The sequence below is a fragment of the Methylophilus flavus genome, from assembly GCF_042678905.1.
Lineage (GTDB): Bacteria > Pseudomonadota > Gammaproteobacteria > Burkholderiales > Methylophilaceae > Methylophilus > Methylophilus flavus.
Genome location: NZ_JBHTLN010000002.1, coordinates 82490 through 106888, shown reverse-complemented (window position 1 = coordinate 106888; position 24399 = coordinate 82490). Strand labels below are relative to the sequence as shown.

The window sequence follows — 24399 nt, the reverse complement described above, 5'->3', positions numbered from 1 at the left end:
TCAGTTTTAATTTTATTACTGATAGAATAAGGCTTGATGGCTGCAAAACGATGGTTCACCTCATGACACTCAAACAAGAACTCACTTCACCTCATGGCATGCAGTCGCATCCCATGAATATAAACCCAGCCACCGAGGAAGCAGTGTGATGGCCTCTGACCTGCCTGCCGATCAGCCTGAAAAAACACCCGACGTGCAACATCTCAGGCTATACAGCCTGTACCGCCTTTGCGCGTCCGGCATGCTACTGGGCAGCCAGTTGTGGCCATATTTAAGGGGGACGTTTGCTGAGTCTGCTTATGTTTTCTGGGCGCTGGTGCTGTTTTTCTTTTATGCGCTGACCGTCAGCTTCAGCTTCAGGCATCTGCAGTCAAAAAGTGGCATCACGCTGAAACTGCAAACCAGCGTGGATATCGTCTTTATTGTGGTCATGATGCATTTCCTGCAAAGTGGCCAGAGTGGTATCGGCCTGTTGCTGATTATTAATATTATCTTTGCCGGGTTGATCAGTGATGGCCGCTTTGCCATGTTTTATGCGGCGATTGCCACCATAGGCATCTTGCTGGAAAACACGCACCGCGTGTTGAAACATAGCCTGTTGGGCAATAGTTACAATGATTACAGCAGCGCGGTGTTGCTTTCATTAAGCTGTTTTGCCACTGCCTGGCTGGCGCAAACCCTGACAAGCCGCATGCAAAGCAGCGAGAAACTCGCGAATGAGCGTGGCCAGGATATCGAGCAGCTTGCCAGGACCAATGCGCTGATTACGCAGGAAATGCCGAATGGCGTGCTGGTGATAGACCAGCACCAGCGCTTGAAACATTACAACTTCCAGGCCTGCAAACTACTCGGACTGGAAGACAGCCAGTGCCAGGAAGCAGTGCGATCACAGGCTGCATTGAGCATGCTGACGCCAGCCATCACCCAACTCCTGCAAACCACGCCCGCAAACAAGCTTGCACCACAGGATGCCACCAAACTCACCATCAATAACCGTGACCTGGGCATCCGTTTTCATGCGATTTCTGAAAACATTAATAATGGTGTGGTGATTTTTATTGAAGACTGGTCACAAATCCAGACCCAGGCACACCAGGTGAAACTGGCGGCACTGGGCAGGCTGACGGCCAATATTGCCCATGAAATCCGCAACCCTTTGAGTGCCATCAGCCATGCCACGCAGCTATTGCAGGAAGACTCTATAGAACCGGGGACGGAACGCATGCTGCAAATCATTTCAGACAATGTGCAGCGACTGGACCAGATTATTAAAGATGTACTTGAGCTCAACCGCCGTGACCGGACCAATCAGGAACAATTTAATATCAAAACGTTTATGCAGGAGTTCTACCAGCAGTTTTGCGCAGTAGAAAAGATCGACCCGCTAAACTTTACCCTCAGCATCCCTGAAAGACACGGCACTATCGTATTTGATAGGCGTCATATCAACCAGATACTATGGAATCTATGTAAAAATGGCTGGCGGCATAGCAAACAACAATCGCGCAGCCTGCAACTCAAAGTGACTGGCGACAAAAGTGGCCAGTTCATCCATGTGCTGATTAAGGATGATGGCAGCGGCATAGATCCCAAGATTCAGCCGCATTTATTCGAGCCGTTTATGACGACAGAAAAAACCGGTACCGGCCTGGGCTTGTTTATTGCGCGCGAACTGGCAGAGGCCAATGGTGCCAAGCTGGACTATTCAAGTACAGCAAGCGGCACACAATTTTCACTGACAATTAAGAAGGTAATCGTTTAATGGCAAACTCTTATCGATGTCTGGTGGTCGACGACGAGACCGATATCCGTGAACTGGTGGTCCTGACCCTGGAGCGCATGGGCATACAGGCCGAGAGCGCCAGCAATGTCACGGATGCCAAACATATGCTGCACTCTTTCAGTTATGACCTGTGCCTGACTGATATGCGCCTGCCGGACGGCCTGGGGCTGGAACTGGTGCAACATATCAATGCGCAATTCCCAGGCCTGCCTGTCGCCGTGATTACCGCTTATGGCAGTGCGGAAAATGCCGTTTCCGCTTTAAAAGCCGGCGCGTTTGATTACATCACCAAACCGATTTCACTGAAACAATTACGCCCGCTGGTGGAGTCTGCGCTGAAACTCTCTTCACAGAAAGAGTCGCACGGCGCGAATACCGTAGACCTGATTGGCGCCTCTCCGGCCATGAGTTATGTGCGCACCATGATAGCCAAACTGGCACGCAGCCAGGCGCCCGTATATATCAGTGGCGAATCAGGTAGCGGCAAGGAACTGGCCGCCAGGCTGATCCACCAGAACAGCTCGCGCAAGGACCAGGCATTTATTGCCGTCAACTGCGGCGCCATCCCGGAAAATTTGATGGAAAGCGAATTTTTCGGTTATAAAAAAGGTTCTTTTACCGGCGCCATCCAGGATACGCAAGGTTTATTCCAGGCCGCTAATGGCGGCACCTTATTCCTGGATGAAGTCGCGGATTTACCGCTGGCGATGCAAGTGAAGTTATTGCGCGCCATCCAGGAAAAGAAAGTACGTGTGGTCGGCAGCACTGTGGAAGAAACGGTCGATGTGCGTATTATTTCCGCCACCCACAAAAACCTGAATGCCATGATGGAAAAAGGCGAGTTCAGGCAAGACTTATACTACCGCCTGAATGTGATCCAACTCAAAATGCCTTCCCTGCGCGAACGGCCGGAAGATATTCCGGAATTGACCGAACGCCTGCTGGGCAAACTTTGTCAGAATCAGAGCATCAGCAAACCCGGCATTGCACCTGAAGCCAAAGTCTACATCCAGCAACTACAGTTTCATGGCAATGTGCGTGAACTGGAAAACATGCTGGAGCGGGCACTGGCCTTGTGTGATGGCCTGAATATTGCGATAGAGGATTTATCCCTGGAAGATATGCCTGCTGCACCGATCAGCGACAGGCCGGTGATGCCATGGAACACCCCGGCCATCGAAGACCGCATCGCCTCACCGGCAAACACTGCTCAACATAACGAGATCACCTTGCCACTGGAAAATGGGCCTGGCTCGTCAGCCGCGGGCAATACCATGTTGCCTATGGATGTCAGCTTGTCTGACTATCTGGAAGACATTGAGAAGCGCACCATTTTGCAGGCACTGGAGAAAACAAACAACAATAAAACTGCGGCAGCCAAATTGCTGGGCATCAGTTTCCGCACCTTGCGCTACCGCTTGTCCAAACTGGGGCTGTCCAAAGAGCAGGATGTCGAGGATAGCGACGGCGAAGAAGAATAAGGTTTTAAAGGATATGTGTGAAGAGAAGTTGAAGAGGATATAACGATTGGCATAACCGTTAACATCCTCTTGTTGCAAACTACTGAAGCAATTATTTAGCTCAGAACGATAGCCAGATACAAAATATAGAACAGGCCGTTGACCAGTAAGTGCCATACCAGCAAACCACCTTTGGCCACGCGGTAACGCAACCATACCGCTGCCAGCAAGGTAATCAGAATCCCCAACGCCACTTCTTTCCTTGGCGCCCAGTCTGTCAGCATAATCCCGATGGCAGGCAACAATGTTCCCTGAAATACCATGGCACCGGTGATATTGCCAAACGCCAGCGTATCCTTGCCTTTGCGTATCCATAAAATGCTGTTTACTTTTTCCGGCAGCTCAGTCGCAATCGGGATAATCAGCAATGACAATAACAGGGCGGACACGCCCAGAATCGCAGCCGCCGTTTCAACCTCATTGATAAAGCCTTTGGCACCTGCGACCAGCAAGCCAAGCCCGATCAGCAATTGCAGCACAATAGTGACGATATTGGTTGGCAGGCCAAGCCTGGACAGCATCATGACATCTTCAGCTTCGGTGGCATGCCCTTCTTCAACCAGCCCACGCGATGCCTTGATGGTCATCAGCACATACACAAAATAGATCAGCACCATCAGTATGCTGATGCCGTAACGCACCAAGGCTTCGGTGTGTGGTACAAACATGGCAATCGTGGCAAAGATAAAGGCCAGGATAAAGAAGTTCAGGTCACGCACCAGGCCGGTACGCTCTGGACGAAGGTGCCCTGTGCTGCCGCGTCGCTTCCAGACTGACAAGGCCATCAAACTGAGGGACAGTGTGGCCAGCATCAAGGGCGCACCCAGAATCGCGCCAACGCCAATATCGTGGCCGGCATGACTATCACCTGTCGAAGAGGTATAAGAGAAAATAGCCAGCAATGGCACCAGTGTCTCAGGTAACGCCGTACCCACTGCTGCAAAAATAGAACCGGTCACGCCTTCCGAGATACCCAGGCGCTCACCCAGATGTTCCAGCGCATTGGTAAACACTTCGGCTGCGATCAGGATCACTACCAACATTAAGAATAACTGCAAGAAAACCATGACTCGTTCCTGTCTGGCGGCAATCAGTTTTCCATGCGCTTCCGCCAAAACGGCATGGAATGACAAACCTGTGGTTGCGGGCGGAATCATAACGCAATTCGCGCGAATTCACCTACAATGTTGGCATGTCGCAAATACTTTCTGCCCCTGTGGAAATTGATGAGCAGGGCATTGCCAGCCCGTGCCAGATCATACTGTCACCCAATACCGATAGTCGCCCGGAAAATATGGGTGTAGACATGATCGTGGTGCATAACATCAGCCTGCCCCCCAGCCAGTTTGGCGGTCCAGGCATCATCCAGTTATTTACTAACCAGCTGGATGCCGCCGAGCACCCTTATTATGCGACGATTGCCCACTTAAAAGTATCGTCACACTTCCTGATCCGCCGCGATGGGCAGCTGATCCAGTTCGTCAGTTGCAACCAGCGCGCCTGGCATGCGGGCGTTTCAAGCTGGCAAGGTAGAGAGCGCTGCAATGATTTCTCGATCGGTATAGAACTGGAAGGCAGCGACGATTGCGCATTCAATGACGCGCAGTACCTGACCTTGCAGGCATTGATTGACGCACTTAAAAAACGCTACCCGATCCAGCATATCGTTGGCCATTCAGAGATTGCGCCAGGGCGTAAAACCGATCCCGGACCTTTCTTTGACTGGCAACGCATTACAAAGCCATCATAGTTGGCGGTACCAGCATTATTCGCTGGTACCTGACAGCCCCACCCTAAACCTCAGGATCAGTCACTCGCGGTGGCGGCGTGGTATCCATACTTACCGCAATCACACCAGTCATCACCAGCGCAGTGCCAACGCCTTGTACCCATGATAACTGCTCATCCAGAAAGAGATAAGCCAGCACAATGGTGGACACCGGGCCAATGGCACTGATCAGTGATGCCTTACGGCTGCCTAATTGATGAATACCCAGATTCATCAACATGGTGGGCAATACCGTAGCTATCACTGCCATTAACAATGCCAACACATACACCTCTTGCGGGAAAACGGTGAGTGTCGAAAAAGAGGCATCAACACCAAAATGACATGCACTCACGAGCGTCGTCAAACTCATGACAATCGCTGTAAACCTTGTCGCGCCAAGTTTGGGAATTAACTGCCCACTACCTAGTAGGTAAGCAGCAAAAATAATGGCACTGAGTAATATCAGCCATGCACCATACAAGGTATCACTTGAATTCAATGTGGCAAACTCAACATCGTGCCAGACAACCAGGATGACACCGGCATAACTGGTGATCATGGCAAGCCACTCGCGCCGCGTAATATGGTGCTTTAAAAAGACTGCACTCATGACAACCACCAATGTTGGGTAGAGAAACAGAATCACTCTTTCCAGCCCGGCCGACACATAATGCAGCCCTTCAAAATTCAGCCACATTGAGCCATAACCCCCAACCGTGGTCAGAATCACCAGAAAAACCCAATCTTTGGTTGTCATCGTCACCGGTGATTTCTGGCGCATAGCCCACCAGCCCAAACCAATAAAGAATGGGAGCGCGAATGCCATACGCAATGCAATCAGGCTGGAAGTATCTATGTGATAAACATAGGCGAGCTTGGCCATGATTGCTTTTGAAGAAGCAAAAATAGACGATAACAGCACCAGCATGGCGCCGTAATAAGGGTGTGTAGCGTGTTTCATATCAGCCCTGGATTTATCGGGCTCAACGGGAAGGGAATGCAAGATCAACCGCGGAGAGCCCGCGGTTGCAAAAGTTTAAGACAAGCAGCAACCGCGACAGGATGTGGCGACCAGCCACAATGCCTTTCGGGTCATCGTCACAACAGAAGGTTGGGGAAGTTGCTTGTGCATAAGGTTGCGGAATTTACGCGGAATTAGTGGGATGGTCAAGTAAAGGGTTTTATCACTACCTTTGAGTATGTATTTAGAACATGGTGGTGTAAACATGAAACGCTTTAGAGGACTATGTAATGTCTGATTTCGCCTTTAGGCGACCGTTCTTTCTTATGCTTGTCCATAAGAAAGAAGGCAAAGAACAAGACACCCTAGCTTCCGCTTATTTCCTGCGTTGCTCGTCAACGTGGGCGGCCAACGAAACTCGCCCTGACAAGCCACACTGAACGTGGCTTGTTGCGGAGCTCAAACAGGCGCTGGCCGACAACTCCCACGCTGACTGCGCTACTCGGCGCGTCAGATAGGGGCCCGTGAAAACCACACGCTTTCAGTTACGTGAGGCTAGCCCATCCATTCCCGCTCAACTTAAAAGCAAAAGACAAAACAACGTAATGCTGTTGGGTTTAGACTTGAGAGTTAAAACGGTCACTTAGCGCCCTCTGCCCATTGCATCTCACAACTGTTTCATCGTGGTGGTTTTCAACGGGCCCCTATCTGACGCGCCGAGTAGCGCAGGCAAAATAAGAAACAAGGGAGCGACTGTCTGAATCCCGCGGTGGCCTGCGGTCTGTGCAGGCCGCTAGGATGAGTTTCGCGACCGCTTATTTTGACGAGCAACGCAGGATACAAGCGGAAGCTAGGGTGCCTTTTCTTTTGGTTACTTATTCTTAAGGCAAGCAAAGAAAAGGAACTCGCTGAGAAAGCGAAAAGCAACGGTGAATGTTCTGAGAAATATCTATTAAAACCATCAGTAAGCGCAACATTCGTTTTTTTATTGTAGCCAAGCTAGGAAGTAACTCTGCCTGGATTCTGGCCTCCGCCAGAATGACGAACAGAAAAGTCTTGTTTGAAAAGTAACATACATATTACTAAGCGTTGCAAGGGACTCTATTAACAGGCAGGTTGAGCAAACAACAACCGATCACAACACCTTCTGCAAAATATTCAACTGCATATTCTCAACCTGCGCCTGCCACATATCCGGCTGGTGCGGAAACGGCACCGTCTCCCCGGTCGGCTGGTATCCCAGCCGCTGATAAAATTCAATCAACTCTTCCCGCAAACTGATCACCATCATTTCGGCGAGCTTCGCCTCCCACTGTGCCTTTGCCAGTTTTTCCGCTGCCAGTATCATGGTTTTTCCATACCCGCGATTCTGCAATAACGGTGAAACAGCAATCATGCCGAGGTGCACAACCTCAGCTGATTCTGCATGCCGCTCCAGGCAAATACAGGCAGCCACTACCCCACCCGCTTCCTCACCGAGCAAGATACAGGCATCCTGGCTTTCAATCAGCGCCTGTATGGTGCGCTCACTGGTGCGCACACCGCTCAGTAAATCGGCTTCTGTGGTCCAGCCTGCACGGCTGGTCTCGCCGCGATAAGCAGCATTGACCAATGCGCAAATGACGGGTGTATCTGATACCTGGGCTATGCGTTGTTCTAGCATGGATAAATTCTAGCTTGAAGAATGGGATTCAGTCACGTGTTGTACCACCAGGCAACCTATCATATCGCCTTCCACATTGACCGCGGTTCTTACCGTATCCAGCAAGCGGTCTATTGGCAATAATATCGCAATCGCTTCCGCAGGCAAGCCTACGCTTTGCAGCACCATCACCATAGTGACCATCCCGGCACTGGGAATGCCAGGTGCACCCATGGCCGCGATCATGGTGGTAAAACACACCACAAGTTGCTGACCGAGCGATAACTCAATCCCTGCCAGTTGTGCGACGAACAAGGCAGCAGCAGCTTCGTACAAAGCGGTGCCATCCATATTGACTGTCGCCCCAAGCGGTACGACGAAGCCGGCAATTTCGGGTTTCACCTGCATATTTTGCGTGGCGCAGCGCATGGTGACAGGCATGGTCGCATTGCTGGAGCTGGTTGCAAAAGCAGTGAGCAGTGCCTCTTTAGCATTGCGCAAAAACCACCACGGCCGCTTGCGGGTGATCAGGAATAATAAAGCAGGCAATACGACCAAACCATGCAGCAAAGTGGTACCAGTCACCACCAGCATAAACTTGGCTAAGGTTGTAAACAGGCTCAAATCCTGTGTGGCTACCAGCTTGAACAGCAAGGCGCCAATCCCGAATGGTGCCAGGCGCATGATCCAGCCTATCATTTGCATGGATAAACCCATGCCTTCTTCAAACAAACCCAGCAATTGCGGATAACGGTCTGAAGCCATCACCAGTGCGATACCCAGCAGCAATGCGTAGGCGACGATGGCAATAATATTGCCGTCTGCCAATGCCTTGAACGGGTTCATGAATATGCCGTGCAGAAACTGGGTGAAAAACTCCGACAGGGTCAATTGCCTGGATTCAAACTGCTGCATCGCATCAGCAAACATGGCCAGATGCAAGCCTTCACCCGGTTTGAAAATCTGGCTGGCACTAATACCGATGACCACTGCAATGATCGTAGTGGTGGCAAAGAAGAGCAGGGTGGTTTTCCAGACCAGGTTGATCTGGCTATGCTGGCGAAGGTTGGCTATGCCGGTCACGATGGCGCAAAACACCAGCGGGATCATCACCATTTTGAGTAAGTCGATAAACAGCGTACCGACCAGATTGCTTGCGTAAAGACTCCACTGCACTGTTTCTGAATTTGCTGGCAAGCCATGCATCGCCCAACCACCGGCAACACCCAACAACGCAGCAATGAGTATTTGCAGATTCAGAGTCAGTTTTTTCATTTCTGTGTTTTAAGAGTGAATCAATCGTGATGGATCCAAGAATAACCCAAAAAAGTAATGTTGACATGTCCCAGGCGGCTATTGCCTTTAACTAACTGTGACAAAGATTGCTGCTAAACCTATTTTAATCGAGACTTAGCAGCTCTTTAGTGTTTGCTAATCAAGCATCCTTTGCAACCTCGGTTGTTTGGCTGGTCTTTTCAAAAACCGCCGCAAAAAAGCCATCCGTGCCATGTAAATGCGGCAGTTGTTTGAGGTATTCGCCAGTATCCAGTTCAATGTTCTGCTGCGCCAATACTTCACTGGCAGGGATCAATTTAAAGTCTGGATGCGCTTGCAGAAAAGCTTCCGCGATTGCCTCATTTTCATCGCGTAATAAGCTACAGGTTGCGTAGATAACCCGGCCACCGATCTTACACAACTTCGCCGCACGCGACAGGATATTGGTCTGCTTTACATTCAACTCGGCAACATCCTGCTCAGTTTGGCGCCATTTCAGATCCGGGTTACGGCGTAAGGTACCCAAGCCGCTACATGGCGCATCCACAAGCACGCGGTCAAACTTGCCGTTCAGGCGTTTGAGTTTCAAATCATTTTCGTTATTGATCAGCTGCGCTTGCAGGTTGGATAATCCACTGCGCTTCAAGCGATGACCTAAATTATTCAAGCGTTTTTCAGAGACATCGAACGCGTACAAGCGACCTGTGTTTTTCATCAAGGCACCTAGCGCAAGTGTTTTGCCACCTGCACCTGCACACAAGTCAGCCACCATTTGCCCGCGTTTTGGGGCAACCAGGTAACTGAGTAACTGGCTGCCTTCATCCTGAACTTCGATCTTGCCTTCGACAAACAGGATATGTTTGCCAATATTCAGGCGGGCACCCATGCGGATACCAACCGGAGAATATGGCGTAGTGGTGATCACGTTGTCTTTCACGGTGTTTTCCGCCAGCATACGCGCCATCACTTCTTCACGCGTCGCTTTGATGGTGTTCACACGCAGATCTAGGCTGGCTTGTTCAAACATGCTGCGGCAAATGGTCATGGCTTCGGCTTCGCCGTACTGCGCTACCAGCTTGTCCCAGAACCAGTCGCGTACATCGGCCAGAATGGCGGGCGCAAAGCCTTCGCTGGTTTTGCTTTTGATTTGCACGGCCCATTCTTTTTGGCGCTCGTCTAGCATCTCGTCGAGGTCGCGTATGCTTTTGCCTTCAATCTTGATCAGATAGGCCAGGATCAGTTTACGCGTGTCTTCCTGTTCATCAGCTTCTGTGATGCTGATTTCGCGCAGGTAGCGGTAGCGACGCAATACGCCATAGGCAGTTTCGGCGATCCAGGCACGCTCTTTAGTGCCCAGCTCCCTATGCTGGCGAAAAAACTCACTGAGTTTGCCATCGGCCGGACTTTCGAACTGCAGCATGTCGTTTAATAAAGCCGCCGTTTGGCGCATAAGGGTGGAATTCATAAATGTCTTTCAAATATGTTACGTCTTGCGTTATTCAGTGATCAAACGCTTGGCGACTTGCTCAATCACCATGCCGTTTTTTTCCTGTTTTCTGATCTTGACTGGCACATAGCGGTAATCGGTAGCCAGCCATAATTCAATTTTTTCGTCGGTCTCGCCACGGGTATGCGCTATATGTACCGTTTGAATAGCCTGGTCAGCGATCTCCATCGAATCTTCACCTTCAAACTCGTACTGGTAGGTATTCAGGCGTCGCCCGTTGGTTAAGGCAATATGCATTTCCTGCAATGGCGGAACAAACATAAATTGGTACATAAAGCTGAGGATATCCTGCGTGTTACGTGGCAGGTCCAGCCGTTGCTCGCCCTTGGAAGTTTTGAGGGTAATAAAGTTGGTTTCCCAATCCAGAGTCGCCTCATATATTTTGTCCGCCTTGCTGCCAAACGCGTAACGGTAAAACTGCGGTTTCAATCCATGTGGGCCAATGGCGCCACGGCTTTGTTGCTCAAGCGTCGGATAGAGCAATTTTAACAAACCACGCCCTTCTACCACCCAGCGCAGGCTATATTGGCCAGATGGTTCCTGCGCATAATCAATTTTTGCGCTGCCCGCAGGTTGCTTTTCGCCATTTACAAACACCGCATACTCGGTACTTACCCGCTGATAAGGCGGCGGTAACGCCGCATCCGGCTCCACGATGGCACTGTCAGTTTCATGCCAGGCGGCAATTTCTGCCTGCCGGGCTTCTTCTGCCTGCGCTGTGTCCTGTTCGCTCATTTCTGCGGGTTGCGATGCAACCGGAGATTCGGCCACGGGTTCTGGTGGATCTTCAACTGGATTAGCTTTTGGCGCTGGATCAGGCTTGGTTACAGGTGGCTTTTCTTTGGCTACAGCTTTGACAGGTGCTTTGACCGGCGGCTTGGCTGGCGCGGCTTCCAGCTGCGCACTTAACAAGGTTGGCGGCGGCTCTTCGCCCGAAAACCAGCTTTGCCAGGCAACCTCCTTCACCAGCAGCACATGCACAAGCAAGGATACGCACAATGCCAACCCTAATCGCCAGGAAACGTGTTGCCGCATCCATTTTCGCAGGCCTTGTGTGTTAATCACGTGCTTTCCCGATGTGGAGAATACCCGTTATTGACCAGTGATGCTGGTGATCACTTGTTCCATGCGTTTGCCATCATCCTGCACGACCAACTTCACCGGCAAATAGCCTTTGTCCCTGGCAAGGTAAAGCGTTTTTTCACCCTCGCTATCTTCCAGCTTGATCACATTAAATGTACCTGCCTCGGTTTCCAGCGGTGTCTTTTCTTCACTCACTACAAATGTGTGTGGCGATAGTTTTTTACCATTATTGATCAGCAATTTCACCTGTTTACCTTTAGGCGGTTGCCACATCCAGCAATACAGTATGCTTAATAAATCCTGGGTACCTTTCTCCAGCTTCTCGGTTTCCTGCTCGCCTTTCACCTGCATATTCAGTACTTTTTTGCCCCAGTCAAAATCACTGATCAAGGCTTTATCTGGATGTTTGGACTGACGGGATTCAAAATGTGCAGGGCGTAACGTATTTTGGGCCACATCGCCCTGGCTTGACAGTGTGCGCTCACCCATCAGCTTGTAAATACCTTTACCTTCGGCCAGCGAATCAATCTGGTATTTATTACCGGTCACCGTCAGTTGATCTTTGACACTACCTATAGTGACACCCTGCTGCAACAAGTCATATTTCACTGTGAGTTGCTTGGGTGCTGCCACCAAATTTGCGGAAGCAACAAACAGTAGTGCCGCCAGCCCGCTGACGACCCTTTGATGAAGGCAAATAGAATTCATTACACCACCACAGTCGGCGCTTCGCCAGCCTGTTGCGCGCGAATCTGGCCAATGCGGTATACCGTTTCACCAGAACCCGCCAGCACAGCTTCTGCCTGCTCGGCATGTTCAGCAGCGACAATAATCGCCATGCCGATACCACAGTTAAAGGTACGGTACATTTCCACCGATGCGATATTGCCCTGAGCCTGCAACCACTGGAACAGCGGTGGCAATGTCCAGCTCGATTTTTGCACTTCTGCCGTCAGGCCTTCCGGCAAAACGCGCGGGATATTTTCGGTAATGCCACCACCAGTGATATGCGCCATGCCTTTGACGGGCAAGGTTTCCAGCAATTTGAGTACAGATTTCACATAAAGCCTGGTTGGCGCCATCACTACATCTTTGAATTTCCGGCCATGGAAGTCTGATTCCATATCAATGCCAGATTGTTCAATGAGTTTGCGGATCAGAGAATAGCCATTGGAATGCGCACCGCTGGAAGCCAGGCCCAGAATCACATCACCTGCTTTGATGGTAGAACCATCAATGATATTGGCTTTATCGACACAGCCAACCGCAAACCCTGCCAGGTCATATTCACCCGCCGGGTACATGCCCGGCATTTCAGCCGTTTCACCACCGACCAATGCACAGCCGGATTCTTCACAACCCTGTGCGATCCCTTTGATCACTGCAGCGGCGGTGCCAACTTCCAGTTTGCCACAGGCAAAATAATCGAGGAAAAACAGCGGCTCGGCGCCTTGTACCAGAATGTCATTCACACTCATGGCCACCAGGTCGATACCTACGGTGTCATGCTTGTCGAGCTGGAATGCCAGTTTGAGTTTGGTACCTACGCCGTCAGTACCGGAAACCAGGATTGGCTCCTTGAATTTTTTCGGCATGGCGAACAATGAACCAAAGCCGCCAATGCCGCCCATCACTTCCGGGCGCATGGTGCGTTTGGCAAATGGCTTGATCTGCTCGACCAGCGCATCACCAGCTTCCATATCCACACCGGCATCGCGGTAAGTGACTGAAGTTTTATCAGAAGAAGTCGTCAAAATACTCTCGTTTCTTTCTATGCTATGAATATTTAATTCAATATAAATTCATGGATCTTGCAACAAAGCGCGTTACGTCCACGAAATTCAGTATAATTTTAAGAATAATCATTATTTTAACGCATCTTGCCAGTTCGACCTATGCCGGATTGAGCAGGAGCATTACAGGCGCCCATGTCAGATCACCAGCATCAAACGTCCAGTGTGACTCAGTTTGTCAGCGAAAATCGCTGGTGGATCGTGGCTGCGCTTTTTATCTACCTGTTTTATTTGCTGGAACCTGTGCTGACGCCCTTTCTGGCAGCCATGGTCATTGCCTACATGCTGGACCCGCTGGTAGACCGGCTCAGTGAAGCCGGATACCGTCACTGGAAAATCGGCCGTACCCTGGCGACTTTGTTAGTGCTGTCTGGCGTGATCCTGGCGCTGATTGGCTTGACGCTGGTTATCATCCCGCTGTTGCAACAACAGTCCATGCTCATTGTGCAACGTTTGCCGGCAGTGGTGGATCATTTTCACCAGCAGGTGGAGCCGTGGCTGCAACAGCGTTTTGGCATCCGCTTCGATGTGAATCCGGCCTATATACAAAAGCTGGTGACCGAGCACTGGCAATCAGCGAGCAGCTTTGTTGGCAGCGTATTGTTAAGTGCTGGCCAAAAAGGCCTGAACCTGATCGGCACGCTCGCAAATATCCTCCTGTTGCCGGTAGTGCTGTTTTATTTCTTGCGCGACTGGGACGATATGGTGAATAAAGTTGGTGAGTTGATTCCACGCGACCTGATAGGCCGTGTCAAAAAAATCGCCAAGGATATAGACAGTGTCGTGGCCGAATTCCTGCGCGGGCAGTTATCCGTGATGCTGTCACTCTGTGTATTTTACAGTGTTGGTTTATGGCTGGTCGGCCTGGACATGGCACTGTCTATCGGCATGATTGCCGGCTTACTCAGCTTTGTACCTTATCTTGGTTTTGCCCTGGCATTTATCCTGGCCATGATGCTGGCATTATTACAATTCGCCTCCCTGCCGGAGGTGGTTCCGGTGCTGCTGGTGTTTGGCGTCGGCCAGTTTGTGGAAAGTTTTTTCCTGACACCTATCCTGGTCGGTGACCGTATTGGTCTGCATCCGGTACTTGTGATTTTGGCTTTGATGGCAGGTGGGCAATTATTTGGTTTTGCAGGCGTATTGCTGGCGTTGCCGGTCAGCGCTGCGATTGCCGTCGGTTTGCGTTACGTGAAAAAGAGTTATTTGCGTAGCGACACTTACCTGCACAGCCAGGCATCAGTGATTCACTTATCGGATGACTGATCCCGAAACAACCTAAAGTCTTTGCTGTGAAACAATTACTACTGAATATCCAGCCGCCTGCTGCTCCGGGGTTTGACAACTTCATCATCGGCCAGAATCACGAGGCCTTGAACAGCTTGAAAACTGTCCTGGCAGGGCAGGCGCCCACACAGTTCATGTTCTTGTGGGGCGGGCCAGGCAGTGGCAAAAGCCATTTGCTGCTGGCAGCCCAAGCCATGGGTGCCCATATCGCTGACGATGTGCATAGCCTGGATGCAGAATCGCAAATCATCCTGTTTGATACCTTTAACCATATTAAAGCGGAAGGTGGCGTACTGGTCGCAGCGGGTAATCATGCCCCCTCCCAGATGGGTCTACGCGATGACCTGGCGACACGCCTGGCCTGGGGATTGGTTTATCAATTACAGCCACTCAGTGACAGTGAAAAAGCCGATGCCTTACGTGCCCATGCGCAAGACCGTGGCATGAAACTGCCGGATGAAGTGATCGCTTACTGCCTGAAATATTTACGCCGGGACTTGCCTACGTTGGTGGCGGTGTTAGATGCGCTGGATGAATGGTCACTCACGACCAAGAAGCCTGTCACTGTGCCGCTGCTGAAAAAAATGCTGCAACTAGAACTGGCAAATTAGCGGTTATTCGCCATCAAAACTGAAAGAGTTTTTTCCGTTTTTCTTAGACACATACATCGCTTTATCGGCCGCATGCAATAGCTGCTTTACCTGCTTGCCATGCCGCGGGTACTCGGCTATGCCAATGCTGACGCCGATATTCAGTGCCATCGTCCTGACGATCACTGGTCGTGAAAATAGTTTTATCAGGCGTTGCGCCAGTTGCACCAACTCCATACGGTGAAGGTAACTCCCGACCACCAGCACAAACTCATCACCACCTTGCCGGGCCAGGAAATCCGTTTGCCTGAGCACTTTTTGAAACATACTGGACACTTCAACCAGCAGGGCATCACCAATTTCATGCCCATATTCATCATTGACATGTTTAAAGCCATCCAGGTCCATAAAGAAAATCGCAAATGGTTTTGAGACATGCCTGGACCGCTGGAATACAGTTTCGAGATGTTCATCCACACTGCGCCGGTTAGGTAAGCCGGTCAGCAGATCGTGATCGACCTGATGACTCAGCTGCTCGGTAACAGCCTGGGTTTTCAGCATCTGCTCCAACAAGTCAGTAGTACTGCGATATGAAAACAACAGTACGCCAATAATAAGCATACATAACAGTACGGCACCGATGACAGCCTCAATCACGCGCTGCCGTATCTCCTGTTCATAATCGCCCCTAAGATGCTCCAGTTTGCCATCCATTTCGCTCAGGCGGTCGTTAATCAGCTTCATCAGCTCACGGCCCTTGTCTTTGCTCAAGGTGAGATGTGAGGCATAAGAACCGGCACGCATTTGCACCTGTATGCTTTTATCGATGGCATCGAATTTCTGGTGGACCAATTGTTTGACCCGCTCCAGTTCCGGACGGATTTCGTCTGCCTTGGCTATGCGCTTGTCCAGCCGTGCAAGTAATCTGTGCGTTTCTACCCGCCCCTGCTCCATGGTGTCGAGGAATAAGGTATGTCCGGTCAGCAAATAGCCGCGTTGACCGCTTTCTGCATTGGTGATGGCTTTACCCAGCGCGGCGACATCATACCGCTGGCGGTCTACCAAATCTTTCTGTTCCGAAAAAGACACAAGCTGATACATAGCGATAAACAGCCATATCATTGAGCCGCACAGAATAGTTGCAGCAATGATTAGCGGAGTAAGTATTTGTCGCTTGTAATTAAACATAACTCCTTTAACGACCAAATCCTATACTAATTAAATAGAACCGATATGAAAATCTAGCATACGTTAAGACCGAATGTAATAAAATACGTTTTTGATAGATAACCACTATCCACGAGAAAGTTATGCTGCGAATCACCGAAATCAAATTACCTCTAGTGCAAGCGGAAACGCTTAAACATCAAGATGACGAAATCAGGGCCGCTATCCTTAAACGGCTGGAAATTCCCGAGAGCGATTTAATCCGCTTTGAAATCTTCAAACGTGGGGTGGATGCGCGTAAATCACATGCCATTCTGTATGTGTACAACATCGATATCGAAGTCAAAGACGAGTCCAGGATTCTTGCACGGTTTAAAAAAGATCCACATATCAAACCTGCGCCAGATACCAGCTATCAATTCGTTGCCACCAATACGCAGGCTTCGGAACATAGGCCTGTCGTAGTCGGCTTTGGTCCCGCTGGTATTTTCGCCGCCCTGATCCTTGCGCAAGCGGGTTTCAGACCTATCGTATTGGAGCGTGGCAAAGAGGTTCGCGAGCGGACCAAAGATACCTGGGGATTATGGCGTAAAGGCAAGTTGAATCCTGAATCAAACGTGCAGTTCGGGGAAGGTGGCGCCGGGACCTTCTCGGACGGCAAGCTGTATAGCCAGATTAAAGATCCCAAACACTATGGCCGCAAGGTCTTGCAGGAGTTTGTCAAAGCCGGCGCACCGGAAGAAATTTTATATATCAGCCATCCGCATATTGGTACCTTCAAGCTGGTGAGCATGGTGGAAGAGATGCGTAGCACCATCATCAGCCTGGGCGGTGAAATCCGGTTTGACCATCGCGTGACCGAGATTGATATCAACGATCAACAGGTGCAAGGCGTGACCTTGCAAACGGGAGAATATTTACCAACCCGCCATCTGGTATTGGCCGTCGGCCACAGCGCGCGCGATACCTTTGAAATGGTCTACAACAAAGGCATCTACGTCGAAGCTAAACCTTTTTCGATAGGTTTCCGCATCGAGCATCCGCAAAGCCTGGTCGACCGTGCACGTTATGGCAAAAGCTATAGCGATGATATTTTGCAAAAGCTCGGCGCTGCGGATTACAAACTGGTACACCATGCCAAAAATGGACGCAGTGTGTACAGCTTCTGCATGTGTCCGGGTGGCACTGTAGTTGCAGCTACTTCCGAACCTCACCGCGTCGTCACCAACGGCATGAGCCAGTACAGCCGCAATGAACGCAATGCCAACGCAGGCATTGTGGTAGGTATCACGCCGGAAGTCGATTACCCGGACCATCCTCTGGCGGGGATTGAATTACAGCGCCAACTTGAAAGCCATGCGTATGTGCTGGGTGGCAGCAATTATTCAGCGCCAGGGCAACTGATAGGTGATTTTTTAGCGAATCGCCCTTCATCCGAATTTGGCGATGTCACACCTTCCTATACACCGGGCGTGCATTTAACTAACCTGGAATCCGCTTTGCCAGCGTTCGCGATTGAGGCGATCCGTGAAGCGATTCCCGCGTTTGCCAAGCAGATCCCAAATTTTGACCTGAAAGACGGCATTTTAACTGGCGTGGAAACCCGCACATCCAGTCCTATCCGTATAAAACGTGATGATGCGTCTTTACAAAGTATCAATACCAAAGGCTTGTTCCCCTGTGGCGAAGGCGCTGGTTATGCCGGTGGCATTCTGTCGGCGGCAGTGGATGGTATCAAAATTGCGGAAGCGGTTTCTTTATCGTTAAATGCTTGAATCAACAACCTTAAATAAAAAAACCTGCCTGAGCAGGTTTTTTTATTGCTACAGAATTACTGACGAATCAGGTAATCAAACGCACCCAAGGCGGCATTCGACCCTTCGCCCATTGCAATCACGATTTGCTTATAGGGAATGGTTGTCACATCCCCCGCCGCAAATACACCCGGCAACGAAGTCGCATTATGGTTGTTGATTTCAATTTCACCATATTTGCTCAGGTCTAGTGTCCCTTTCAGCCAGTCCGTATTTGGCACCAGGCCAATCTGGATAAATACACCTTCCAGTGCCACATGCTTGCTTTCGCCACTCACGCGGTCAGTATAGGTCAAACCATTCACACGTGTGCCATCACCAGTAATTTCAGTGGTTTGCGCACTGGTCAGAATAGTGACATTTTCCAGAGTGCGTAATTTGCGTTGCAGCACGGCATCGGCTTTCAGCTCGGTATCAAACTGCAGCAAAGTCACATGACCCACTACACCGGCCAGGTCAATCGCCGCTTCCACGCCGGAGTTACCACCACCAACCACAGCAACATGCTTCCCTTTAAACAGCGGGCCATCACAGTGCGGGCAATAAGCCACGCCTTTGTTTTTGTACTCTGCTTCACCGGGCACGTTGAGATTTCTCCAGCGCGCACCGGTTGCCAGGATCACCGACTTGCTGCGCAAGATTGCGCCGCTCTCCAGCTTCACCTCAATCAGGCCGCCGTGTTTATGGTCAGCCTGCTTAGGTTCGCTCAGGCCAACCGCACGTTGCAGAGGCATGATATCCACCTCATAAGTCTTCACATGCTCTTCCAGCGCCGCCACTAGCTTAGGCCCTTCGGTTTCTTTCACAGAAATAAAGTTTTCAATCGCCAGCGTGTCGTTGACCTGGCCACCAAAACGATCCGCTACGATGCCGGTACGGATACCTTTACGTGCAGCATAAATCGCAGCTGAAGCGCCAGCCGGACCACCGCCCACCACCAGCACATCAAATGATTCTTTTGCATTCAGTTTTTCAGCTTCTTTCGCTACCGCACCAGTGTCCACTTTAGCCAGGAACTCTTCCACCAGCATACGGCCGGAAGCGAACATCTCGCCATTGAGGAAAGTCGCAGGCACTGCCATGATGTTGCGCTCGTTGACTTCGTCCTGGTACAAGCCGCCATCAATCACCGTCACATTGATGCGTGGGTTGAATACCGTCATCAAGGTAGTCGCCTGCACTACGTCCGGGCAGTTATGGCAAGAAAGGCTCATATACACTTCAAAGTTCAAGTCGCTATCCAGCGCCTTGATCTGGTCGAGCACATCCTGCTCCACTTTTGGTGGATGACCGCCGGTCCATAACAAAGCCAGTACCAGTGAAGTGAATTCATGGCCCAGTGGAATCGCCGCAAAGCGCACGCCATGGGTTTCGCCTTCCTTGGCGATCACAAATGAAGGTTTGCGTGCATCGTCGCCGCTTTCGTCCAGCGTCACTTTGTCCGACAAGGCGGTAATCTCTTGCAGCAATTCGCGCATTTTTGCGGCATTGTCGCTGTTATCCAGGGATGCGATCAGACGGATAGGCTGACGCAGCATACCGAGGTAGGTTTGCAGTTGTGTCTTTAAGGTATCGTCTAACATTTTTATTCTCCAAAATTTCCTGCCCTTATTTCAGGCGGCAAGAAGCCCTGGCCATTCCACATGGCATTTAAAACGGTTGGGGGGAAGCTCAGGTAAACCCACTAGCAGGTAATAAAACCTCTTAGTGACTTTACCTGAGCGCCCTGCTATCGCAGGGCTATGCTCAAGCTAATCTCAGAAAGATTAAATCTTACCTACCAGGTCCAATGATGGTGTCAATGTCGCAGCACCGTCATTCCATTTGGCCGGGCAAACCTGGCCTGGGTTAGCAGCGGTATATTGAGCCGCTTTCAACTTGCGCAAGGTTTCTTTTACATCACGGGCGATTTCGTTGCTATGTACTTCAGCTGTTTTAATCACACCTTCGTTATTGATCACGAATGTACCGCGCAATGCCAGACCTTCTTCATCGATATGCACGTCAAATGCACGTGTCAACTGGTGAGTGGGGTCGCCAACCAATGGGAATTTTGCTTTGCCCACTGCTGGTGAAGTCTCGTGCCAAACCTTGTGGGAGAAATGCGTATCGGTGGTCACGATGTACACTTCAGCACCAGCCTTTTGGAATTCTGCGTAGTTGTCTGCCGCATCTTCAACTTCTGTCGGGCAGTTGAAAGTGAACGCTGCCGGCATGAAAATCAGCACAGACCATTTGCCCTTCAAAGACTCTTCTGTCACTTCGATGAATTTACCGTTGTGAAATGCCTGGGCCTTGAATGGTTGTACTTGTGTATTGATCAATGACATGTAGCTCTCCTTTTATTTATGGTTCAAAACATTGGTTAATTAAAAAATCTGCTGTGTTTCAACAGCGAATGGATGCATTTTAGACAGTCTTATTATATATGTATAATTGATTGTTTTAATTTTATTGATAAATATTATTTATCAATAAAATTAAGTAGAAACGGTTACCTGACTATGCCCTTCAAACCCGCGGTTATCTTGCCAGTTTACCGCAATCACATCGCCGACCCTGGCGTCTTTTACATAAAAGGTGAAGTAAGGGTTACGTGCAATACCAGTGCCGGTCTGCACATCGACGATCAATTTTCCGTTTAACAGCACTTGCATCAGCTGCATAAAATGCGCTGGCATTAAAACACCGTCATCATTTTTACTACGCCCAGTGCGCATCGGGTGCACAATAATAATCTTGAGCTCGACTATACCCTTACCCAAAGGCCCATCTTCAAGAGGGCGCGCACGCATTTTCATGCTGCTGGCAAACGGCTCTTCCCGCTCACTGCCAGCACAGCCGTCTTCCAGCACAATGACTGAGCGCCGTTGTTGCTGAAACTGCCCGCCATTTTGTTGTGCCAGCGCAATCAGATCACCTGACTGCGCCAGCTTGATACGCGTCACTAGTTTGGGTAATACCTGTTTACCCAATTCAAAACTGGCAATCAGTGGCGTTGGATTGGCATCTGCAAGCAAACGCAGGCTACTGATGCTGCCAGCAGGTTGGTTACTGGAAATTTCCACCTGCACCACTGCGCCATTCTCGGCCTTTTGCGGCGCTTCAATTTGAATATTTGGCGACACCGGCACTGCCGTCGCCTGCAATGCAGCCAGCACGTCTGACGTCTGTTTGGCATCAAACGCCTGTGCAAACCAAGTAGCCGCCTGCACTTTCTGGATTACCATCCAGAAGGGCATCGTTGCCAATCCCAGCAGGCCTTTTAATACCGATCTTCTTTGCATTAAACGCTCCGGCAATCTGTCAGCTTTTGTCATCATCTTTGTCCCGCGCCTGCTGTAGTCTAAGCGCCTTTAAACGCGCTTCCACCTTGGATTGCAGATAAAAATCCCCATCCCTAGCTTTGCTGGCAATATCGAACTGGTCAATCGCGCGCGGCAAATCATACTTGCGCACGTACGACTCACCCAGTGCCTGATGGCGCAGCATCTGCTTGCCCTGGCCCTGATAAGCTGCGGCCAGCCAGTCATACAATTTCGGGTCTTCAGGAAACATGGACAACTGTTTCTGGATAAAAGTCACTGCTTGCGGCCACTGATTACTGCGTATCAGCAATTCTGCTTCGCCCTGAGCCAGCATCCTGTGCTGCGGATATTTTTGCAAGCCTTGCACAAATTGTTTCTCAGCCTCGGCCACCAGTCCCAATTTGGCTAAGGTTAAAGCTTTCAAGGTCACCAGGTAAGGGTTGACCATACCATGCTGCTCCAGCCATTGCACTTCCTGCTGGGCATTTTTTGCCTGGTTTGCACGCAAATAAGCATACGCCAGCCCATAGTGTTCGGACTGTTCATTCTGGAAGCGCCCCTCTTCCAGGTTATTTTTAAACTCCTCTATCATTTGCGTAGGGCCACCTTCAAACGCACGGATTTTTGCCCGCATCAATGAAAAAGCCGGATTTTCATTCACTTGCTTGTAAGGCAGGTTTTGCACGCGGTTACCCATATCGGCAATTCGTTCGCTGGTCATCGGGTGCGTACGCAAATAGCTGGGCATATTGCCATCAGAAAACCGTGTGGCACGCTGCAAGGTATTAAAAAAGGCTGGCATGGCGCGCACGTCAAACCCGGCATCCTGCAAGATGGTTAAGCCGACGCGGTCGGCTTCGCGCTCATGCTCGCGCGTGTAGTCAATCTGGCGCTGAATACCGGCAGCGGAAGCAGCAGTCATGGCACCCATGCCGGCTTGCGGATTGGAACGCATGACAAGTAATGCCAGCGCAGTCGCGGCAATATTCTTGAACATATCGTATTTTTGTGACGCCAGCATACGTGCCAGGTGATGCTGTGTCACATGGCCGATCTCATGTCCCAATACGCTGGCCAGCTCTGATTCGCTATTGGAAGAAGTAAACAACCCGGTATGTACACCGATCACGCCCCCAGGCATGGCAAACGCGTTGATACTTCTTTCTTGCAGAACAAAAAAATAAAACTTCTGCTGCTTGTCGGGGCTGCTGGCGCCCAGCCGTTTGCCTAATGCCTGCAAATAGTCAGTGACTTCGGCATCATCGAACACATCTTCACTGGTCGCCACCTGCTTGAGAATCTGGTTAGCGATTTTTTCTTCATCGCGTGCAGATAATACGGTTTGCGATGCATCCCCCAGTTCAGGCAACTGATTGGAAGAGTCCGCTGGCAAATTCAAATCCAGCTCAGGCTCATACGGTTTGCCGGAGAATTGACCAACCGCGCTTTCTGCCAGCATGGGGAATCCTGATGGCATCAGCAAAGCGAATGCCACCACGCATCGCCTTATCGCCAGGCGCGGGTGCTGATGAGTATATTTAAGTGGATTAAAAACCATGTGCCAGTAGTAAAAAGGGAAATCCTAAAATAGACATTATTCCTGGATCAATATAAACCGCTGAGCCAAACTTGTTATGATAACGACTTCACCGCTTGAGTTCATCATTTTTCACCATGTCCGAATTAACCCATTTCAACGCCCAGGGCCATGCGCATATGGTCGATATCGGCGACAAAGCGCACAGCAAACGTGTCGCCATTGCTGAAGGCCGCATCCACATGCAAGCGGCTACGCTGCAAACTATTTTGCAAGGCAATGCCAAAAAAGGCGATGTGCTGGGGATTGCGCGGATTGCTGCCATACAGGCGAGCAAAAAAACCAGCGACCTGATTCCCCTGTGCCATCCGCTTAGCTTAAGTCGTGTTGATGTGAGCTTTGTGGCGGATGAGGTTAACCATCGTGTTGTTTGTCGTGTGCAATGTGAAACGACCGGGCAGACCGGGGTGGAGATGGAAGCATTGACTGCGGTTCAGGTGGGTTTGCTGACGATTTATGATATGTGTAAGGCGATAGATCGTGGCATGACGATGGATGGTATTCGATTGTTGGAGAAGCATGGTGGGAAGAGTGGGGATTGGGTAGCGACAGAGGGTAGTGGCAGTTAAGTTGTCGCTACTAAAACTTCCCCACAATGCCTTTAGTGATGATGATTTTATTGAAGAATTTAATTTCTATTGTTTGGTTAGCAGGTTGAATAGACATTCTTTTTCGCCTCTAGGCGAGTTAATTTTCTTTGCTTGCACAAAGAAAATGTAACCAAAAGAAATGCACCCTAGCTTCCGCCTCTTTCCTGCGTTGCTCATCAAAATAAGCGGTCACGAAACTCGCCCTGACAAGCCACACAACCCGTGGCTTGTTGCGGAGCTCAGACAGTCGCTCCCTTCCTCCTTATTTTGACTGCGCTACTCGGCGCGTCAGATAGGGGCCCGTTTAAAATCACCACGATGTAACATCCGAGAATTGCAATGGGCAGAGGGCGCTAAGCAAGCGTGTAATCTAAGACCAACCCGCCAATGATCGTTTTTGCTTTGTTTTTGATTTGGTTTTATTTCGCTGGTCGAGCGGGATGCAATGTGAGGAGTCTGACACAAGTAACCGCGTAGTGCTTTTCAGGGTCCCCTATCTGACGCGCCGAGTAGCGCAGTCAGCGTGGGAGCCTTCGGCCAGCGTCTGTTCGAGTTCCGCGGTGGCTTGCGTCATATGCAAGCCGCTAGGGCGAGTTTCGTTGGCCGCCCACGCTGATGAGCAACGCAGGATAAAAGCGGAAGCTAGGGTGCCCTTTCTTTTGGTTACTTGTTCTTTGGGCAAGCAAAGAAAAGTCACTCGCCTAGGGGCGA

The 24399-nt window shown here is 50.3% G+C and carries 20 protein-coding genes; 7 read left to right on the top strand and 13 right to left on the bottom strand.

Annotated features, from left to right (window positions below; genetic code table 11):
- Positions 1–148: 148 nt before the first annotated feature.
- Positions 149–1762, top strand: a complete 1614-nt coding sequence (locus ACFQ2T_RS10450; RefSeq protein ID WP_379034149.1) for a two-component system sensor histidine kinase NtrB — start codon at positions 149–151, stop codon at positions 1760–1762.
- A complete protein-coding gene (locus ACFQ2T_RS10445) occupies positions 1762–3264 on the top strand; it encodes a sigma-54-dependent transcriptional regulator (protein WP_379034147.1) in 1503 nt (500 codons plus the stop codon). Before ACFQ2T_RS10450 ends, ACFQ2T_RS10445 begins: the two co-directional genes overlap by 1 nt.
- A gap of 95 nt (positions 3265–3359) precedes the next feature.
- Here ACFQ2T_RS10445 and ACFQ2T_RS10440 read toward each other — a convergent pair whose 3' ends face one another.
- Positions 3360–4370, bottom strand: coding sequence for a sodium:calcium antiporter (locus ACFQ2T_RS10440; protein ID WP_379035155.1), 1011 nt, complete (start codon positions 4368–4370; stop codon positions 3360–3362).
- Between the two features lie 125 nt (positions 4371–4495).
- Between ACFQ2T_RS10440 and ampD the strand changes: the two genes are divergently transcribed.
- Positions 4496–5053 (top strand): 1,6-anhydro-N-acetylmuramyl-L-alanine amidase AmpD, encoded by a 558-nt coding sequence (gene ampD / locus ACFQ2T_RS10435; protein WP_379034145.1) that lies wholly within the window; start codon positions 4496–4498, stop codon positions 5051–5053.
- Positions 5054–5096: 43 nt separating this feature from the next.
- Here ampD and ACFQ2T_RS10430 read toward each other — a convergent pair whose 3' ends face one another.
- The 7 genes from ACFQ2T_RS10430 to purM all read right to left on the bottom strand — a co-directional run bounded on the left by ACFQ2T_RS10430 (position 5097) and on the right by purM (position 13296).
- Complete coding sequence (locus tag ACFQ2T_RS10430) at positions 5097–6035, bottom strand: DMT family transporter (protein ID WP_379034143.1); 939 nt, start codon at positions 6033–6035, stop codon at positions 5097–5099.
- 1135 nt (positions 6036–7170) lie between these two features.
- The gene (locus ACFQ2T_RS10425; protein WP_379034141.1) at positions 7171–7698 is read right to left on the bottom strand and encodes a GNAT family N-acetyltransferase; all 528 of its coding nucleotides are present in this window, start codon (positions 7696–7698) and stop codon (positions 7171–7173) included.
- Positions 7699–7707: 9 nt separating this feature from the next.
- A complete protein-coding gene (locus tag ACFQ2T_RS10420) occupies positions 7708–8952 on the bottom strand; it encodes a dicarboxylate/amino acid:cation symporter (RefSeq protein ID WP_379034139.1) in 1245 nt (414 codons plus the stop codon).
- A 160-nt stretch (positions 8953–9112) separates the two neighbouring features.
- Positions 9113–10417, bottom strand: a complete 1305-nt coding sequence (locus ACFQ2T_RS10415; RefSeq protein WP_379034137.1) for an RsmB/NOP family class I SAM-dependent RNA methyltransferase — start codon at positions 10415–10417, stop codon at positions 9113–9115.
- A gap of 30 nt (positions 10418–10447) precedes the next feature.
- A complete protein-coding gene (locus ACFQ2T_RS10410; protein WP_379034135.1) occupies positions 10448–11524 on the bottom strand; it encodes a DUF3108 domain-containing protein in 1077 nt (358 codons plus the stop codon).
- A 27-nt stretch (positions 11525–11551) separates the two neighbouring features.
- Positions 11552–12250 (bottom strand): DUF3108 domain-containing protein, encoded by a 699-nt coding sequence (locus ACFQ2T_RS10405; protein WP_379034133.1) that lies wholly within the window; start codon positions 12248–12250, stop codon positions 11552–11554.
- A complete protein-coding gene (gene purM, locus ACFQ2T_RS10400; RefSeq protein ID WP_379034131.1) occupies positions 12250–13296 on the bottom strand; it encodes a phosphoribosylformylglycinamidine cyclo-ligase in 1047 nt (348 codons plus the stop codon). The genes ACFQ2T_RS10405 and purM overlap by 1 nt, the downstream gene beginning before the upstream one ends.
- Before the next feature lie 174 nt (positions 13297–13470).
- On the opposite strand from purM, the gene ACFQ2T_RS10395 reads away from it, so the two are divergent.
- The gene (locus tag ACFQ2T_RS10395) at positions 13471–14601 is read left to right on the top strand and encodes an AI-2E family transporter (RefSeq protein WP_379034129.1); all 1131 of its coding nucleotides are present in this window, start codon (positions 13471–13473) and stop codon (positions 14599–14601) included.
- Between the two features lie 26 nt (positions 14602–14627).
- A complete protein-coding gene (locus ACFQ2T_RS10390; protein ID WP_379034127.1) occupies positions 14628–15233 on the top strand; it encodes an HdaA/DnaA family protein in 606 nt (201 codons plus the stop codon).
- Between the two features lie 3 nt (positions 15234–15236).
- On the opposite strand, the gene ACFQ2T_RS10385 is transcribed toward ACFQ2T_RS10390, so the two are convergent.
- On the bottom strand, positions 15237–16301 hold the full coding sequence (locus tag ACFQ2T_RS10385) for a diguanylate cyclase domain-containing protein (protein WP_379034125.1): 1065 nt from the start codon (positions 16299–16301) through the stop codon (positions 15237–15239).
- Positions 16302–16522: 221 nt separating this feature from the next.
- Here ACFQ2T_RS10385 and ACFQ2T_RS10380 point away from each other — a divergent pair, with 221 nt between their 5' ends.
- Positions 16523–18154, top strand: a complete 1632-nt coding sequence (locus tag ACFQ2T_RS10380; RefSeq protein WP_379034123.1) for an NAD(P)/FAD-dependent oxidoreductase — start codon at positions 16523–16525, stop codon at positions 18152–18154.
- Between the two features lie 56 nt (positions 18155–18210).
- On the opposite strand, the gene ahpF is transcribed toward ACFQ2T_RS10380, so the two are convergent.
- The 4 genes from ahpF to ACFQ2T_RS10360 form a co-directional block, all read right to left on the bottom strand.
- Positions 18211–19776: an alkyl hydroperoxide reductase subunit F gene (gene ahpF, locus ACFQ2T_RS10375; protein ID WP_379034121.1), complete on the bottom strand. Its 1566-nt coding sequence runs from the start codon at positions 19774–19776 to the stop codon at positions 18211–18213.
- Positions 19777–19959: 183 nt separating this feature from the next.
- Entirely contained in the window at positions 19960–20523 is a 564-nt protein-coding gene (gene ahpC / locus ACFQ2T_RS10370; protein ID WP_055828833.1) for an alkyl hydroperoxide reductase subunit C, read from the bottom strand.
- A 150-nt stretch (positions 20524–20673) separates the two neighbouring features.
- The gene (soxZ, locus tag ACFQ2T_RS10365; protein WP_379034119.1) at positions 20674–21480 is read right to left on the bottom strand and encodes a thiosulfate oxidation carrier complex protein SoxZ; all 807 of its coding nucleotides are present in this window, start codon (positions 21478–21480) and stop codon (positions 20674–20676) included.
- A gap of 19 nt (positions 21481–21499) precedes the next feature.
- Positions 21500–22978, bottom strand: coding sequence for a beta-barrel assembly-enhancing protease (locus ACFQ2T_RS10360; protein ID WP_379035153.1), 1479 nt, complete (start codon positions 22976–22978; stop codon positions 21500–21502).
- Between the two features lie 197 nt (positions 22979–23175).
- Between ACFQ2T_RS10360 and moaC the strand changes: the two genes are divergently transcribed.
- Positions 23176–23667, top strand: a complete 492-nt coding sequence (gene moaC / locus ACFQ2T_RS10355) for a cyclic pyranopterin monophosphate synthase MoaC (RefSeq protein ID WP_379034117.1) — start codon at positions 23176–23178, stop codon at positions 23665–23667.
- Positions 23668–24399: the final 732 nt, after the last annotated feature.